General features: G+C 39.0%; 12 protein-coding genes. 7 read left to right on the top strand and 5 right to left on the bottom strand.

Annotation, left to right across the window (positions count from 1 at the left end; genetic code table 11):
* Both H9Q20_RS08730 and H9Q20_RS08735 read left to right on the top strand, forming a co-directional pair.
* Positions 1–261: a hypothetical protein gene (locus H9Q20_RS08730; protein ID WP_187477518.1), complete on the top strand. Its 261-nt coding sequence runs from the start codon at positions 1–3 to the stop codon at positions 259–261.
* A 79-nt stretch (positions 262–340) separates the two neighbouring features.
* Entirely contained in the window at positions 341–637 is a 297-nt protein-coding gene (locus H9Q20_RS08735) for an MGMT family protein (protein ID WP_187477519.1), read from the top strand.
* On the opposite strand, the gene H9Q20_RS08740 is transcribed toward H9Q20_RS08735, so the two are convergent.
* Positions 608–1,714, bottom strand: a complete 1,107-nt coding sequence (locus H9Q20_RS08740) for a hypothetical protein (RefSeq protein WP_187477520.1) — start codon at positions 1,712–1,714, stop codon at positions 608–610. The two genes, H9Q20_RS08735 and H9Q20_RS08740, sit on opposite strands and share 30 nt — an antisense overlap.
* A 120-nt stretch (positions 1,715–1,834) precedes the next feature.
* On the bottom strand, positions 1,835–3,718 hold the full coding sequence (htpG, locus tag H9Q20_RS08745; protein WP_187477521.1) for a molecular chaperone HtpG: 1,884 nt from the start codon (positions 3,716–3,718) through the stop codon (positions 1,835–1,837).
* 138 nt (positions 3,719–3,856) lie between these two features.
* Between htpG and H9Q20_RS08750 the strand changes: the two genes are divergently transcribed.
* Positions 3,857–5,677, top strand: coding sequence for an acyltransferase family protein (locus tag H9Q20_RS08750; protein ID WP_187477522.1), 1,821 nt, complete (start codon positions 3,857–3,859; stop codon positions 5,675–5,677).
* 27 nt (positions 5,678–5,704) lie between these two features.
* Here H9Q20_RS08750 and recA read toward each other — a convergent pair whose 3' ends face one another.
* From recA to pfkA, 3 genes are all read right to left on the bottom strand, one after another.
* Entirely contained in the window at positions 5,705–6,709 is a 1,005-nt protein-coding gene (recA, locus tag H9Q20_RS08755; RefSeq protein WP_124642261.1) for a recombinase RecA, read from the bottom strand.
* Positions 6,710–6,826: 117 nt separating this feature from the next.
* The gene (gene gap / locus H9Q20_RS08760) at positions 6,827–7,831 is read right to left on the bottom strand and encodes a type I glyceraldehyde-3-phosphate dehydrogenase (RefSeq protein ID WP_187477523.1); all 1,005 of its coding nucleotides are present in this window, start codon (positions 7,829–7,831) and stop codon (positions 6,827–6,829) included.
* 32 nt (positions 7,832–7,863) lie between these two features.
* Positions 7,864–8,850 (bottom strand): 6-phosphofructokinase, encoded by a 987-nt coding sequence (pfkA, locus tag H9Q20_RS08765; protein WP_124642257.1) that lies wholly within the window; start codon positions 8,848–8,850, stop codon positions 7,864–7,866.
* A 260-nt stretch (positions 8,851–9,110) separates the two neighbouring features.
* Between pfkA and ruvA the strand changes: the two genes are divergently transcribed.
* The 4 genes from ruvA to H9Q20_RS08785 all read left to right on the top strand — a co-directional run bounded on the left by ruvA (position 9,111) and on the right by H9Q20_RS08785 (position 17,537).
* A complete protein-coding gene (gene ruvA / locus H9Q20_RS08770) occupies positions 9,111–9,692 on the top strand; it encodes a Holliday junction branch migration protein RuvA (RefSeq protein WP_187477524.1) in 582 nt (193 codons plus the stop codon).
* Between the two features lie 6 nt (positions 9,693–9,698).
* Positions 9,699–16,730, top strand: a complete 7,032-nt coding sequence (sprA, locus tag H9Q20_RS08775) for a cell surface protein SprA (RefSeq protein WP_187477525.1) — start codon at positions 9,699–9,701, stop codon at positions 16,728–16,730.
* A 71-nt stretch (positions 16,731–16,801) separates the two neighbouring features.
* On the top strand, positions 16,802–17,179 hold the full coding sequence (gene gcvH / locus H9Q20_RS08780) for a glycine cleavage system protein GcvH (RefSeq protein ID WP_124642251.1): 378 nt from the start codon (positions 16,802–16,804) through the stop codon (positions 17,177–17,179).
* A gap of 25 nt (positions 17,180–17,204) precedes the next feature.
* Positions 17,205–17,537 (top strand): VanZ family protein, encoded by a 333-nt coding sequence (locus H9Q20_RS08785; protein ID WP_124642249.1) that lies wholly within the window; start codon positions 17,205–17,207, stop codon positions 17,535–17,537.
* The last annotated feature ends 3 nt before the right edge of the window (positions 17,538–17,540 follow it).

Raw genomic sequence — 17,540 nt, forward strand, 5'->3', positions numbered from 1 at the left:
ATGAAAAAGATACTATCAATCCTATGTCTTTTGGGATTTTTTGCAATGAATTCCTTACAAGCAGGTATTTTTGACAACGAAAATCCAAGTGATGAAGAAATGGCTGCTTACGAAGAGTACCAAACCATGGAAACCGATCCTGGAGCTCCGGGTGATGCTAATCCATCTCCCATCGATCAGTACATTCCTGTTTTGATCTTGGTGGCAACTGCTGTTGCAGGGTACGCAGTAAGAAAGAAAATTTCTCTTTCAGAACAATAAAAATCTTAATTTTCAAAGAAAGACTCACGAAAGTGGGTCTTTTTTTATGCTAAATTTGTGTTAGAAATTTCACAACAATATGGATGCTTATTTTAAAGAATCGGTTTACCAAATCAGTCGTTCTATCCCCAAAGGAAGGGTGAGTACTTATGGCGCGATAGCCAAAGCCGTAGGCTATCCCAACCTTTCCAGACAGGTGGGAATGGCGATGGGTCTTTGCCCAAAAGATGTCCCTGCCCATCGGGTAGTGGCGGCTTGTGGTGTGCTAAGGGTTGCTGAATTTCAAGAAAAATTAGAAGCTGAAGGTATAGAAATAAAAAATATGAGAATCCAAAATTTCAAAAATCTATTTTGGGATCCTTTGTCGGAATTGTAAATCTAAATCTTTGGCAGTACTGTAAGTTTGTCTAAAGGATTTCATTTTGTATTTTTCAAGTTTTTTTATTTCTTCGGCAAAATACTGGATGATTTTTTCTTGGTAAGGACTTTCATCTGCCAAACAATCTTTTCCATCTTTGTCAAAAACCAAGACCGAAGAATGTATGGTGTCGTAGTCCTCTATCCCAAAAGCAAATACGGTAAACAATTCATTCACCCCTTTTAGTAATTTTATATTGCTCCATTGTGAAATTGAGTGTCGGAAATCATTTGGTTTCAGTTGTCTATACTGATCTGTCCAGTTTTTCATCATCACTCTTACCGTGTAGGATGAACTGTGGGTGTCGCTAAAAATAAGTTCATGGAAAGAAGAATTTGTTTCTTTGTTCTCCACTTTTATTAGGTCTATGCCGTTGTATCCGGCATCGTAAATGTAAAGATCTTTCCCTTGTGGAATTCTCATTTTATCGCCTACAGTTGGTGTAATGTTGTATTTTTTTGCTAAGGCTTGTCTTTGTAATTGCAAACTTTTTTTATAGACATCCAAGAATTTGCTGTCCTTGAGTTTGTGGTATCCTTCGGAAAAAAAATAGGTGATTTTGTCCCGCAACGGATTTCCTTCTTTCAAACAATCTTTGCCCTCTTTGTCCAAAACCATAACAGATGAACTGTGGTTGAAAAAATTATAATCACTAAAACCTCTTGCAATAATTGTAAACAACTGATCGCTGTCATTAAAAAGTTTTTTATTTTCCCAGATCAATATGGGTTGTATGTCAATTTTTATTTCTTTGTCCCATAGTCCGAATTTATCAAACATGATTTTTCTGGTGTACAAAGAGGAACGATTGTGTAGGAAAATCAACTCAGTTAGATTAGTTTTATGGTAATTGATTTCCAAAATTGCAGGTTGATATTTATAGCCATAATAGCCATATTCCATGGTGAAGTTTGGCGATTTGTAACTGCTGTATTCCGATAGCTTTCCGGTTGTTTTTCTAATTTTATAAGTCTGAGCAGAAAAAAAATGGATGGATATGGAAAGTAGAAATATTAGGGTGCTTCTGAAAATCATAGGTGTTCTTTTTTCAAATATAATAAATATTCTGGGATGAGAAAATTCAACAAAAAAAGAATCCAAAGCAATAAATGCTCTGGATTCTTTCGATATGAAGATGTGATTTTGGTTCGTGTTTTAAAGCTTTTGGAAACTTCTTTGGATAAAATCCGTAAGCTCTTTTCCTTTCAGAAGATTTTGTGAAAGTTTTGCTAAATCTAAAGCGTACCCAATTTTGGCATTTTTCTCCTCTGCATTTTCAGTTTTTAGAATTTCTGTAGCCAAATCCGAGTTGGCATTCACCACCAAATTGTACATTTCCGGGAAATTGCCCATCCCGAACATACCGCCACCACCAGTCGCTTGCATGTCTTTCATCCTGCGGATAAACTCCGGTTGGGTAATCATAAACGGCGTGTCTGTAGAATCCAAATCTTCCAACTGAACGCTGAATTTTTTATCGTTAACCGCTGTTTCTACCTCTTTTTTCAAGGTTTCCTTTTCGGTGTCATTCAATTTTGCGATAACCGGTTCGTCCTTTTTAATCAAATTGTTGATGTGGTCGGCATCTACTCTTGCAAATTGGATTTTCTCTTTTGCAGATTCCAATTTTTGGATTAGATGCGGAACGATTGGCGAATCCAACAACAAAACTTCATAGCCTTTTTCCTTGGCGGTTTGTATGTACGCGTGTTGCTCATCGGTGTTGGAAGCGTATAAAATTACCGTGTTGCCGTCTTTGTCGGTTTGGTTGGTTTTAATTTTTTCAACCAACTCGTCCCAAAGGTAGAATTTGCCATCGGTGTTTGGATACATCGCAAACTTGTCGGATTTTTCGAAGAATTTTTCCTCAGAAATCATTCCGTATTCAATCACGATTTTGATGTCGTTCCATTTTTGTTCGTAATCTTCACGATTTTGATTGATGAGAGACGACATTTTGTCTGCTACTTTTTTGGTGATGTACGACGAAATTTTCTTCACCGCACCATCGGCCTGAAGGTAAGATCTGGAAACATTCAGCGGAATGTCCGGAGAGTCGATCACCCCACGAAGCAACATCAAGAAATCCGGAACGATGCCTTTTACTTCATCCGTCACGAAAACTTGGTTTTGGTACAATTGGATTTTATCTTTTTCGATGTTTAGATTGTTGCCCAATTTAGGGAAATACAAAATCCCCGTCAGGTTGAACGGATAATCCACATTCAGGTGAATGTTGAAAAGCGGCTCTTCAAACTGCATCGGGTACAACTCGTGGTAGAATTTGGTGTAATCTTCTTCGGTGAGTTCAGATGGAGCTTTGGTCCACGCCGGATTGGGATTGTTGATGATGTTGTCCACCTCCACAGTTTCGGGTTTTGCATCTTCGGCAGCACCTTCTGGTAAAGGAAGTTCTTCGGTTTTAGTCCCGAATTTAATCGGCACCGGCATAAATTTGTTGTACTTGGTCAGGAGTTCTCTAATTCTGAACTCGTCCAAAAATTCTGTAGAATCTTCCGCAATATGCAAGATGATTTCTGTACCTCTTTCGGTTTTATCGGTTTCTTCTAGGGTAAATTCCGGGCTTCCGTCGCAAGTCCATTTCACGGCTGGAGCGTCTTTATAAGATTTGGTGATGATTTCTACCTCGCTCGCCACCATAAAAGCCGAATAAAATCCTAAACCAAAGTGACCGATAATCCCTGAATCTTTTGCTGTGTCTTTGTATTTTTCCAAAAACTCTTCGGCACCGGAAAATGCCACTTGGTTGATGTATTTTTCCACCTCTTCTGCCGTCATCCCCAAACCTTGGTCGATGATGTGAAGGGTTTTGTTTTCTTTATCTATTTTTACTTCAATCTTCGGGTTGCCGTATTCTACTTTGGCTTCGCCGATGGAAGTAAGATGTTTTAACTTTAAAGTTGCATCGGTAGCGTTAGAAATAAGTTCTCTTAGGAAGATTTCGTGATCGCTGTACAAGAATTTTTTGATGAGTGGAAAGATGTTCTCCACCGAAACATTGATATTTCCTTTTGCCATTTTATGTTGGATTTCTATGTTATATTTTTAGATTAAATTTTCCAAATCTTCACAAAAAAAATACCATCTTGTCAAAACTGACAGAATGGCATTGAATATTGAATCTCGTTTGATATATTTGCTAAAAAAAAACAATTGATGATTTTTAGAAATGATATTCAAGGACTTCGTGCCGTCGCTTTTTTATTGGTTTTTTTCTTTCACCTCAATTCGGCTTGGTTGCCTGGAGGTTTTCTAGGGGTCGATTTGTTTTTTGTGATTTCCGGTTATCTAATCACCTCAATTATTGTCAGCGATATACAAAAAGATCGGTTTTCTTTTTGGCAGTTTTATGTCAAAAGATTTTTTAGAATTGTACCCGCTTATCTGGTCATGATTCTTTTTGTAACCCTTTGCGGAGCTTTTATCTATATGTATGTGGATATGAAATCGCTGAAATACTATCTGAAAAATTCGTTCTTTTTCATGTCCAATACTGTTTTTTCTAATGGAGAATCGTATTTTGGAGCTAAATTATCTGAAAATCCACTTTTGCACACTTGGTCTTTGGCTATAGAAATGCAGTTTTATCTCTTGCTTCCCATGTTGGTGTATTGGGGAAGGAAATATTTGTCCTACATTTTTGTGTTTTTAATCGTGCTTTTTCTTTCGTATTCTACTTTTCAAATTTACGGACGAGGTCAACAAACAGAAATGTATTTTTCACTTTGGGCCAGAATTCCGGAATTTCTCATAGGTGGTTTGTTTGGTTTGTGGTTTAAAAATGGTTTGGATCTTGGGAAAGTAAAAAACAATATTCTTTCAGTCCTAAGTTTGATAACTTTATTGACTTGTTCTTATTTTATTACCGAGAAAACTCTTTTTCCTGGTGTTTTGGTAATGTTGCCATGTTTGGCTTCCGCCATGTTGTTGGTTCTGAAATCTCATTGTTTAACTTCAATTTTTACCAACAAATGGATGGTGAAAATAGGGGAATATTCCTATTCGCTCTACCTTTGGCATTGGCCAGTGATGGCTTTTATCCGTTACAAATACGAGAGTTATGAATTTACGCCCATTCAAATTGCAATTGTGATTGTTTTTACGATTTTGATGTCTTGGCTTTCTTATCGTTTTGTAGAATCGGTTTTTAGAAAAGTTTCTTATAAAAAAACACTGACCATTATTTCTGCAAAAGGAATTGTTGCTCTGGGATTAATTTATTTTTTACCCCAATTGACTGCACAAAACGCCATTCCGGATTATTTTTCCAAGCCGATTATGGGCAGGTCATCGCATTATGAAGGTAAGGTAGAAACGATGGGTGATACAACAAAAAATGATAAGATTTTATTGATCGGTGATAGCAATGCCTTGATGTTGAAACCGTTTTTTAATCAGTTGGGAAGGGAAAATGGTTTTTCATTTAGGACTTTAACTTGTGATGCTTTTCCGGCATTGGAAGGGGTGAGGTTTGAAGATGCAGAACCTACTCAAAAGAAAATGTATGAATGGTCCAGGTCTTTGGTCGCGAAAACAAAAAATGAGGTAGAAAAGGCCGATGTTATTTTTCTTTGTGCCATTGCATACGATATAAAACCATCGGTGAAAGAAGCGATTGATCATTTTTCAACCACCATTCGTCCGGATCAGAAATTGGTCCTTTTGAATAGTTTTCCGACTTTGGATATGAGTCCGCTTCGTTTGAACAACAGTTACATGAAAAAGATGAATGATGAATTTCAGGTTTGGCCAAGAACAAAAAATTCTGAAATAATCCATGAAATCATAAAAGGAAAAAAGAATGTCTTTTTTTATGATATTGGAAAAAGTAAAATTTTTGAAAAAGCACCTTATAAAAATGACAGCATCATGTACTACGACAAAGGACATCTCAATACCTTTGGTTCTTTGTGCTTGGCAAAAGATTTAAATTCGGATTTCATGCAATTTCTAAATGGGTTAAGAGAAAAAAAATAGGAAGTCAAATTTTGACTTCCCTTTTTTTTATGCCTTGTTCTTCAACGCTTCTTTTATTTTGTTTTCCAGTTCTTCTTGCAGTTCTGGATTGTCTTTTAGGACTTCTTTCACAGCATCTCTACCTTGTCCCAATTTGCTGTCTTCGTAGCTGAACCACGATCCGCTTTTCTTAACGATACCCATATCTACGGCAGCATCCAGGATTTCTCCTACTTTGGAAACACCTTCTCCGTACATGATGTCGAATTCCGCTTGTTTGAAAGGTGGAGCGACTTTATTTTTCACGATTTTTACTTTCACACGGCTACCAATGGCTTCGTCTCCGTTTTTGATTGGTGCTGCTGCTTTTCTGATGTCCACACGAACGGAAGCATAAAATTTTAGAGCATTTCCTCCCGTTGTGGTTTCAGGGTTTCCGAACATAACTCCGATTTTTTCTCTCAACTGGTTGATGAAAATTACGGTACACTTCGTTCTGGAAATGGTTGCCGTTAATTTTCTAAGTGCTTGAGACATCAATCGGGCATGAAGTCCCATTTTGGAATCTCCCATTTCGCCTTCAATCTCTGCTTTTGGAGTAAGTGCAGCAACCGAGTCAATCACCACAATGTCAATAGCTCCGGAGCGGATCAGGTTGTCGGCAATTTCCAAAGCTTGCTCTCCGTTGTCCGGTTGTGAGATGATTAAGTTGTCCAAATCGATGCCTAATTTTCCTGCATAATTTCTGTCGAAAGCATGTTCGGCATCAATAAAAGCTGCGATGCCTCCTTGTTTCTGAGCTTCTGCAATGGCGTGTAGGGTCAGTGTGGTTTTACCTGAAGATTCTGGACCGTAGATTTCGATGATTCTTCCTTTTGGATAGCCGCCAATTCCTAGGGCGATGTCCAAGCCTAGAGATCCCGAAGGAATGACTTCGATGGAATCGTCGATGGACGAATCGCCAAGCGTCATTACCGTTCCTTTTCCGTAGGTTTTATCTAGTTTTTCTAGCACCAAGCTCAGTGCTTTTTTTTTGTCTTCTATGTTGCTCATCTGTTGATATTATTTGCCAAAAATACACAATTATTCATTCAAAAAAATGGAAATGTGGATAAAAAAATAACCTCTCAAATCGTCAAGAGGTTATGGATATGAAGAAATAAAGATCTCTTATAAAGTGGATGAATGGTACAATAAGTCGGTCAGTTTATTGGAGAATCCGGTTTCGTTATCGTACCAAGAAACGATTTTTGCAAAGTTTGGAGAAAGCATCATTCCTGCATGTTCATCAAATATCGAAGCTTTTTTGTCGCCTACGAAATCTTGTGAAACCACCATGTCATTGGTGTAGCCCAAGATACCCTTCAAAGCGCCTTCTGATGCATTTTTCATTGCTGCACAAATTTCTTCGTAAGAAGTTGCTTTTTCTAATTTAACGGTAAAATCGACTACGGAAACATCAACGGTAGGTACTCTAAACGAAATTCCGGTTAGTTTGCCGTTCAGTTCGGGAATTACTTTTCCAACGGCTTTAGCGGCTCCTGTTGTGGAGGGGATAATGTTGTTCAGCGCAGATCTTCCGCCTCGCCAATCTTTCATGGATACTCCATCCACCGTTCTTTGTGTTGCAGTGGCTGCGTGTACGGTTGTCATAAATCCTTCTACAATACCAAAGTTGTCGTGCAAGACTTTAGCAACCGGTGCCAAGCAATTGGTTGTGCAGGATGCGTTTGAGAAAATTGGGGTGTCTTTGTTCAGTTCATGATGATTGACACCCATCACAAACATGGGGGTGTCGTCTTTGGATGGTGCAGAAAGTACCACTTTTTTAGCTCCAGCATTTAGGTGGGCTGTTGCGGATTCTTTGGTTAAAAATATCCCTGTTGATTCTACGATGTAATCGGCACCAACTTCATTCCATTTGATGTTGTTGGGGTCTTTTTCTGCTGTAATACGGATGGTTTTACCGTTTACAACCAAGTTGTTTCCTTCTACATGGACTTCTCCGGAAAATCGGCCATGGACAGAGTCGTATTTTAGCATGTAAGCCATATATTCGGCATTGATGAGGTCATTAATTCCTACGACTTCTATATTGTCTCTTTCTAACATGGTGTTGAATACCAAGTTGCCTATTCTTCCGAATCCGTTGATCCCTACTTTGATTGTTGACATAATTTTTTTGTGTATTTAATTTCTATTTTATTTTATAAGGCCAAAACTTCTGAAATTAGAAGCAGGTCTTGGTTGATTTCGTTGTGTTTTTTGATGGCATCATCAATTGGGGTGTACACCAATTGGTTGGCCTGTATGCCTGCCATAACATTGGTAAGGCCTTTTAAAAGTCCAGTGACAGCACCGAATCCCAATCGGCTTGCCAATACGCGATCGGCACAACTTGGTGATCCTCCTCTTTGGATGTGACCCAATACCGAAACCCTGATGTCGTAATTGGGAAATTGTTCTTTGGTTTTTTGGGCCAATTCAAATACATTGCCCAATTTTTCGCCTTCGGCAACGACAACAATACTGGAGTTTTTTCCTCTTTTTTTTGCCTTTTCAAAGCTGTCCACCAACTGATCGAAACTGTCGTTTTCCTCCGGTATTAAGATGTCCACTGCTCCTGTAGCAATTCCACTGTTCAGCGCAATAAAACCGGCGTCCCGACCCATCACTTCAACAAAGAAAATCCTGTTGTGTGAGGTTGCCGTATCTCTAATTTTGTCGATGGCTTCCATGGCGGTATTCAGAGCCGTGTCGAAACCTATGGTATTGTCTGTACCGAAAATATCGTTGTCTATGGTTCCTGGGACTCCAATGACTTTGATGCCAAATTCTTCTGCAAAAATTTTTGCACCGGTAAAGCTGCCATCTCCACCAATGCATACCAAAGCGTCTATTCCTTGATCTTTGCAGTTTTGAAAGGCTTTTTGTCTTCCTTCATACGATTTGAATTCTTTAGATCGAGCCGATCGAAGAATGGTGCCTCCAAGATTAATGATGTTGCTCACGGATCGAGGTCCCATTTTTATAAAATTCCCTTCTATTAAACCATTAAAACCTTCTCGGATACCGATGCATTCTAATCCATAAAAGTTTGCTGTTCTTACTACCGCTCGTAGGGCAGCATTCATTCCTGGTGCGTCGCCTCCAGAGGTTAAAACGCCTATTTTATTTATGATTTTTTCTCCCATATCTTTATTGTACTAACAAATTTAAGAAATATGAATAAGAATTCATGTTAAGATTTCGTAACACCAATCAACTTTCAACAAATGTTCGTTGAACGGTCTATTTCGCTCCACGAACTTTACATTTTTTTCTACAAGTTGTTGTATAATATCTATTTGTGAATGGATTTTTTAATCTTTTTTCATCTAATTAAAAGCAAAATAGAATTTATTTTCAAATTCTTATATTTGAAATCTAAATAAAGCAGAGAATTTTTAAAGTTATGATCTATTCATTAAGAGGAATTGTACAAGAGCTTAGCCCTACTTATGCCGTTGTAGAAGTGTCTGGGCTGGGATATTTTGTTGGGGTTTCGGTACAGACTTCTCAAAAGTTATTTCTTGGGCAAACTTGTTTTTTATACACACAGCAAATTTTTAGAGAAGATGCGCATCTCTTGTTTGGATTTTATTCTCGAGAAGAGAAGGAAATGTTCAACTTGCTTATCGGTGTGAATGGAGTAGGTCCGGCATCTGCACTCATCATGCTGTCTTCGTTGAGCATTCAAGAAATTGCATCCGGAATTATGTCCGGCAATGCTCTGATGCTTCAAAAAGTAAAAGGAATAGGCGCGAAAACGGCAGAAAGAATCATTGTAGAATTGAGAGATAAAGTACAGAAATTTGGTGCAATCGATGCTGCTGCAACGGTAATAAACAATAAAGTGAAAGACGAGTCGTTATCTGCTTTAGAGATATTAGGTATTCCTAAAAAAAACAGTGAAAAATTGGCCGATCGCTTGTTAAAACAAAATCCGGATCTTTCTGTGGAAGATTTGGTGAAACAAATATTAAAAAACATATAAGTTTTGGTGAAGAAAAAATCCATATTCTATAAGCTCCTTTTTTTAGTCTTCGTATCTTTTTCTGTTGCAGCTTTGGGACAGAAAAAGCCGGTTGTTGATAGTACTTATGTAAAGCAAAAGTACGAATTGCCCGATCCTACCACCTACGATGCCTATTTTGATATCCCGTCCGGGATGTATTTTGTATATCCAAAAATTGGAAATGTCATTTCCGGAAACGCCATTTCCATGACGCCTGAAGAGTACAGCGAATTTATGCGGTTGAAGTTGGCAAAAGAATATTACAAAGAAAAGTCCAACAAGTACAATCTAATGTTCAGAAAGGATAAATCGGATGCCCAAAAGAAAGGATTGATCCCAGCACTCTACATTAAAAATAGATTGTTTGAGAGTATTTTTGGAAGCAATAAAATTGAAATTATCCCGAATGGTTTTGCCTCATTTGATATTGGAGGTTTGTATCAGAAAATAGATAATCCTCTTATTTTGCCTCAAAACAGAACCAGTTTTGCATTTGATATTCAACAAAGAATTCAGTTGGGATTGTTAGGTAAGGTGGGCGAAAATCTTCAGCTAAAAGCCAATTACGATACCCAAAGTGGTTTTGCTTTTGAAAATAAAATGAATATGGTTTGGCAATCCAAAGGGACTTGGAAAGATCTTCAACAAAAAGGATTAAACGATCCAACAACAGGTGGTGAAGACAAATGGCTGAAAAGATTAGAATTTGGTAATGTCAATATGCCACTTTCGACCTCATTAATTAGAGGGTCGGAGTCTTTGTTTGGTCTAAAATCTGAATTTCAATTCGGAAAAACCAAAGGAACGCTTGTCCTTTCCCAACAACAGGGAGAGGCCAGAAATATTGTGGTGCAAGGTGGCGGCGTGATGAATACATTCAAGGTAAATGCCGTAGATTATGAAGACAACCAACACTATTTCTTAAATCATTATTTTCTTAACAATTACGATGCGGCAGTACAAAACTATCCGCTCATCAATTCAAAAGTTTCAATAACCCGAATTGAAGTTTGGGTTCTGGATCAAGGGAATAGCAACCTGAGTAACCAAAAAAGTATTGTCGGAGTTAGAGATTTGGGCGATGGACCGTCCGGCTATCCCAATAATGCCCAAAATAATTTGTACAACAGTATTGTGGCACTTGGGCCTGGACTTAGAAATGTAGATACCTCATACAATACCATCAACGGACAACCGTTACCGAATGCCAATGGTGGAACTGAAAATTTTGTAGATGGAGAAAATTTCATCTTCAATAGAAAAGCTAGAAAACTGAATCCAAACGAGTTTTCCTACCAAGCACAGTTGGGATACATCTCCCTAAACCAAAGACTGAACGACAATCAATTGTTGGCAGTGTCTTATTCATTCACGGTGAACGGATCCAATACGGTCTACAAAATTGGAGAGTTTTCTGAAGAAAGTCCCGTAATTGTTTCAAAATTATTGAAACCGAATTCCATTGTGAAAACCACATCTCCAATGTGGGATTTGATGATGAAAAACATCTATTCTCTCAACACCAATAACCTGAACAGAGACGGTTTCTTACTGAATGTCTATTACCGAGATGCACAAACCGGAGGAAAGGTGAACTACCTCCCAAATACGCCCGTGCAAGATAAAATATTGTTGAAATTATTCAACTGGGACCGACTGAATACCAATAACGACATCCAACAAAGTGGTGGTGTCTTGGGCGATGGGATTTTCGACTTTGTACCTGGAGTTACCATCAATCCAGATAACGGGAAACTAATCTTTACCAAAGTTCAGCCTTTTGGTTCGTACATGGCTTCGGTATTAGGAACTAACGACCCACAATATGTCTATTCCGATCTTTATTCTCAACAAAAACAAGTGGCTGCACAAAGCAATTTGGCACTACGATATACTTTGGAAGGCCGCTTCAAGGGAACACAAGGTCAAGGGATTTCTTTGGGTGCCATCAATGTACCGCAAGGTTCGGTTAAGGTAACCGCCAACGGCGTTCAGTTGCAAGAAGGGGTAGATTTTACAGTGGACTATATGCTAGGAACGGTAAATATCATCAACGAAACGGTGAAGCAATCCGGACAAGCCATTAATATTTCTTTGGAAAATCAGTTGACCTTCAATACCCAAAGAAAACGATTTATGGGACTGAATTTGGAAAGAAAATTCAATGAACATCTAACCATTGGCGGAACGGTGGTCAATTACAGAGAAGTGCCACTAACCCAGAAAGTGAATTTTGGATCAGAAGCGGTGAACAATACCATGGCAGGGATGAATATTTTGTACAACAATCAATTGCCTTTCCTGACCCGATTGACGGACAAAATACCGTTTGTGAATACTGAAGCTCCATCCAATATTAATTTCAGAGCAGAAGCAGCCTATCTTTTGCCGGGACAAAATAGCGGTATCAACGACCAATCGTATATCGATGATTTTGAACAAACTTCTTCAAAAATTTCTTTGAAAGAACCCAATGCTTGGTCTTTAGCATCCAAACCGGAGAAAAACCAAAACGATCCTTTGTTTGCAGGTGCCGGTGCTGCCAATTCCTTATCCAATGGGAACGGAAGAGGCTTGTTGACCTGGTACAATATCGATCCACGATTTTACGGAGTGGGCGGAAAAGCTCCTTCGGGTATCGATGCAGCAGCCGTTTCTAACCACATTTCCAGAAGGGTGAAAATGTCCGAAATCTACAACTACAAAGATTTTGTAGCCGGAGATCAAACCTTTACCAACACTCTGGATTTGTCGTATTTCCCGGCAGAAAGAGGTCCGTATAATGTGAATCCAAATTCAGAATCTACACAACAACGATGGGCAGGACTTATGCGCCCGATAACGGTTTCTAATTTTGTGAATTCCAACATTCAATATGTAGAATTTTGGATGATGGATCCCTATGTAGATGGCCAACAGTTGGGTACTGCACCAAAACTTTTATTGCAATTGGGTAATGTTTCGGAAGATGTACTAAAAGACGGAATGATGCAGTATGAAAATGGCTTGCCTACACCGTCTACACCTGCAACGACAACTACAAATTCCAATTGGGGAATTCAGCCAAAACAAAATCCTATTTTGTATGCATTTTCCACCGAGGGTGCAGACCGTACCGCACAGGATTTGGGTTATGACGGCTTGGATGCCACAGGCGAAGCTTCTAGATATGGGATTAGTTTTACCAACCCCATCACCAATCTAGCCGATCCGGCATCGGACGATTTTGTATTTTATCTCTCGGATCAATTTACCGGTGCCATGGGATCTTCGGTAAGACAACGATACAAGTATTTCAGAAATCCAGAAGGAAACTCCAAGAGCAATTCTATGGAAGTGGCAACACAGACTCCGGATGCTGAGGATCTTAACCGCGACTATAATTTGGATCAAAACGAAAACTATAACCAGTACAACATCGACCTTAGCCCTACAAGTTTGGTATTGGGACAAAACCATATCGTGGATGTAAAGACGGTTCCGGTAACTTTCCAAAACAACCAAACTTCGACATCTAAATGGTATTTGTTCAGAATTCCGGTGTCGGATTTTGTATCGGCAACAGAGGGTGGCGATGCCGATCCTGCCATTTTGAACAACATCCGTTTTGCCAGAATGATTGTGAAAGGTTTTGATCAACCTTCAACACTTCGTTTTGCAACCATGGATTTGGTGCGTTCCGATTGGAGGACTTACACCAAAAATATTGCAAAAGACAATTCGACATCAACCAACGAAGGCACTTTTTTAGTTGATAATTCCAATTTTGATTTGGGATCGGTTAATTTAGAAGAAAACGGACTGAACCAGCCGCCGTATGTTTTGCCTCCAGGAATTGAAAGACAGGTACTGAGCGGAACATCCGGAGCGCAACGACAAAACGAAGCTTCGCTTTATATGAAGGTCAAAAACCTGGCTCAAGAAGCAAGAGGCGTATATAAAAATGTGAATTTGGACATGAGAAGGTACAAAAAACTGAAAGTTTTTGTACATGCCGAAAACCTAAACCAAGGTCAGACTTTTCCTGGAAATTACGATGGCGATGCCAAATTCTTTATCCGTTTTGGTAGCGATGCCACAGATAATTATTACGAATACGAAGCCTCGCTGAAGTACACCGACAAATTAGCGACCTCGCCTATGGAAATTTGGCCTTCCGAAAACGAAATGAATTTGGATGTGCAAAATTTTGTTGATGCCAAGCTGAGAAGAGACAAGCAATTCTCCAACCAAATTATGAACCGTATCCAAGATATGGAATTTGGTGATGCCAATAGGAAAATTTTCATCAAAGGTCGTCCGTCATTGGGAGGCATAACCACAATTATGATCGGGGTAAGAAACCTGAGCAATCGTGATCTTAAAAATTTGGTTTTATGGATTAATGAATTGCGCCTAGGCGAAATCGACAACAAAGGAGGTTATGCGGGGAATACCAGCTTGAACTTCAACCTTGGTGATTTTGCAATGGTGAATACTGCAGCCTCTTATTCTACTGTGGGGTTCGGAAACATCGACTCCAGACCTGCAGAAAGAAATCAAACGACGCAATCGGCATTTAACATCAATACGACCGTTAATGTAGATAAATTCTTACCGGAAAAATCAGGAATGAAAATTCCGTTGAATTATTCGTATTCTCAAACCATCGAAGATCCTAAGTACAACCCTTTGGATAACGATGTAGAGTTTGATAAAGCCAATAATAAAGAAGAACTGAAAAAAGTTGCGAGAACCTATACCCAACAACGAAGCATCGGAGTGGTTAATATGCACAAGGAAAAAACCAATCCGAACAGCAAACCAAAGTTTTATGATGTAGAAAACCTATCGGTAACTGCCGTGTACAACGACGATTTCTACCGTGATATTTACACAAAAAGCAACTACCGACAGTACCTAAAAGGGTATATCGATTACAACTTTAGTCCGAAACCTTGGGTCATTAAACCGTTTGCTAAAGTTGGAGGGACCAAACCTTATGCTGCAAAATATCTGAGATGGCTGAGAGAATTTAACCTAAATCCGGTGCCAACCAGATTGTCTTTCAGAACGGAAGTGGATAGAAATTATAACGAACTCGAGTTTAGAAACATCGATGCCTTGTTGAGTGGAAACGCCGGTGCCGATTTTGATGTCCTAAAAAATAGAAACTTCTACTTCGGGTGGCAATATGCTCTCGGATTTAACTTTACCAAATCACTAAAAGCAGAAGTCAATTCTGCCATGAGAACCATGAACGACAACCTGGATGTGAACGGCATGAACAACAACTCCATTTTTAAAGAGGTGTTCCGTGCAGGGAGACCGGTGTTGTACAATCATAAGGTGCAACTCAACTACAAACTGCCTTTTGAATATCTGCCGTACATGGATTTTGTAAATGCTGAGGTAGGATACGGGTTAACCTACAATTGGAACTCCAGATCGACTGCTCTTTTATCCAGTCCGGAAGGAAATTTGGGAAGCATCGGGCAGAATACCAATACCATCATGGCTACGGGTTCTGTGGATTTCCCTAAATTCTTGGGTAAGTTTAATTATTTCAAAAAAATATCCACCAAACTTCAGAAGAGAAAACAAGAAATGGACTCGCTGAATACGGCCTTCACCAAAGATTGGGAAAAGAAAAAGTATGTGCACAAACCGTATAAATTCAAGAATAAACTTACACCGTTGCAAAGCATAGCTTCTTTGTTTATGTCCGTTAAGCAGATTGACTTTAACTACAACGAAAACAACGGAACCATACTTCCGGGATTGCTGTCTGCGCCCAATTGGTACGGTTATGGACAAACGGCAGGCGGACCTTCTTACGGATTCTTGTTAGGGTCACAATCCGATATCCGTAGAATGGCGATTGAAAATGGATGGGTAACAGGCTCTTCTCTGATGAACGATCCGTACTCTCAGATGTCCAATCGTAATTTTACCGCCAATGTTCAGGTGCAACCCATCAATGATTTTAGGGTAGATTTCAATGTACTGCACAACTATAACCGGACTTTTACCCAATCTGGATTTAATGTCGATGCCAATCCTTCAACACCGGAGTTTGATTTTTCTTTCGGAAACGATTCATTTACCTATTCCAATACCAGTTTTACGGCCAAGACAGCCTTCACAAACGGTAGGGATATCTACAACACCATGATTGAAAATTCAAAAATAATCTCTCAACAAATGGGAGGTACATTGGATGCCAACGGATATACTCAAGGACACGGATTGGGCAATGCCTATGTGCTAATCCCGGCTTTCCGAGCTGCAATTGAAGGGCGATCTCCGGATGGACCTCTCAAAAATGCAAAGAAAACAGGCTTTCCTTTGCCTAACTGGAAGGTGACTTATTCCGGACTAAGAAATTTCCCATTAATCAACGGACAATTTTCTAAGTTCGACATCAACCATGCCTACACATCAACCTATACCGCAAGCGGAATACAGTCCAACATCGATTTCTACAACAATCCATCGGCTGTAGACATCAACGGTAATTTCATCAATCCATTTGTATATTCCCAAGTGGGTTATGTAGAAGCGTTTTCTCCACTTATCGGGATCGATTTTACCATGAGAAACAATATTCAATTCCGTGCGCAATACAACAGAGATCGTATGTTTATGCTGGGATTGGTCAACTCTACCTTAACCGAAGATTCCGGAAAAGAGTATGTGATCGGTTTCGGATACATCATCAAAGATTTTGTATTGGGCATGAACTATGGCAAGAATAAGAAAAACTACAAGAGTGACCTGAACATTCGAGGTGATTTTAGAATTAGAGACAACATCACCAACATCACCAATATCTTGCTGAACGACTCCCAAGTTACCGGTGGACAACGGTTATTTTCCATCAAGCTTTCAGCAGACTATAATGTTTCACAAAATCTTAACCTAAGACTTTTCTACGATCAGATGATGACCAAGTACAAAGTGTCAACAGCCTTCCCACTTTCTACCATCAGAGCAGGGATATCGGCATCTTTCACTTTTGATGGAAAAGGTTTTTAAGGTTTTTGAACAACTAAATTTGGACACATCAGTATATTTTAAATACATTTGTAAAAATAAATTATCTAAAAATGAATATACCAGCAGAATTAAAGTACTCTAAAGATCACGAATGGGTAAAGATCGAAGGAAATGTAGCAACAATCGGGATTACGGATTTTGCACAAAGCGAATTGGGAGACATCGTTTTTGTAGATGTTGATACTGTAGACGAAGATTTGGCGAACAACGATATCTTCGGAAGCGTAGAAGCAGTGAAAACGGTATCCGATCTTTTCTTACCGGTTGCAGGTAAAGTTATCGAATTCAATGAAGAATTAGAAGATCAACCAGAATTGCTAAACTCCGATCCATACGGACAAGGATGGATCATTAAGGTAGAAATCGCAGCAGATGCAGATCAGTCCGAATTGCTTTCAGCAGAAGATTATCAAGCTTTAATTGGATAATAACATAAAAATATTTCGTAAGATTTTGCCCATTTATTGGGCATTTCTTACCTATATGCTCCTAAAACCCGGAACAGAAAACCAAGAATACTTTTTTATGTTTTCTGGGGTCGACAAGGTATTGCATCTCAGTATATTCATTGTTTTAGGTGTTTTTTATCTTTTGGCATTTCCAAAAACAAAGACAACTCCCTATTTTCTCATCATGCTTTTCTATGCACTTCTCACAGAGTTTTTACAATATTATATGGATTTAGGTAGGCAAGCTGAGTTTTTAGACATCATCGCCGACCTACTAGGAACCGGGATTGCTTATATAGGTGTTCAAAAAATTAAAACATCATTCAGAAGTTTTTAAATC

The organism is Amniculibacterium sp. G2-70 (genome assembly GCF_014353055.1).
In the GTDB taxonomy this organism is placed as follows: domain Bacteria; phylum Bacteroidota; class Bacteroidia; order Flavobacteriales; family Weeksellaceae; genus Amniculibacterium; species Amniculibacterium aquaticum.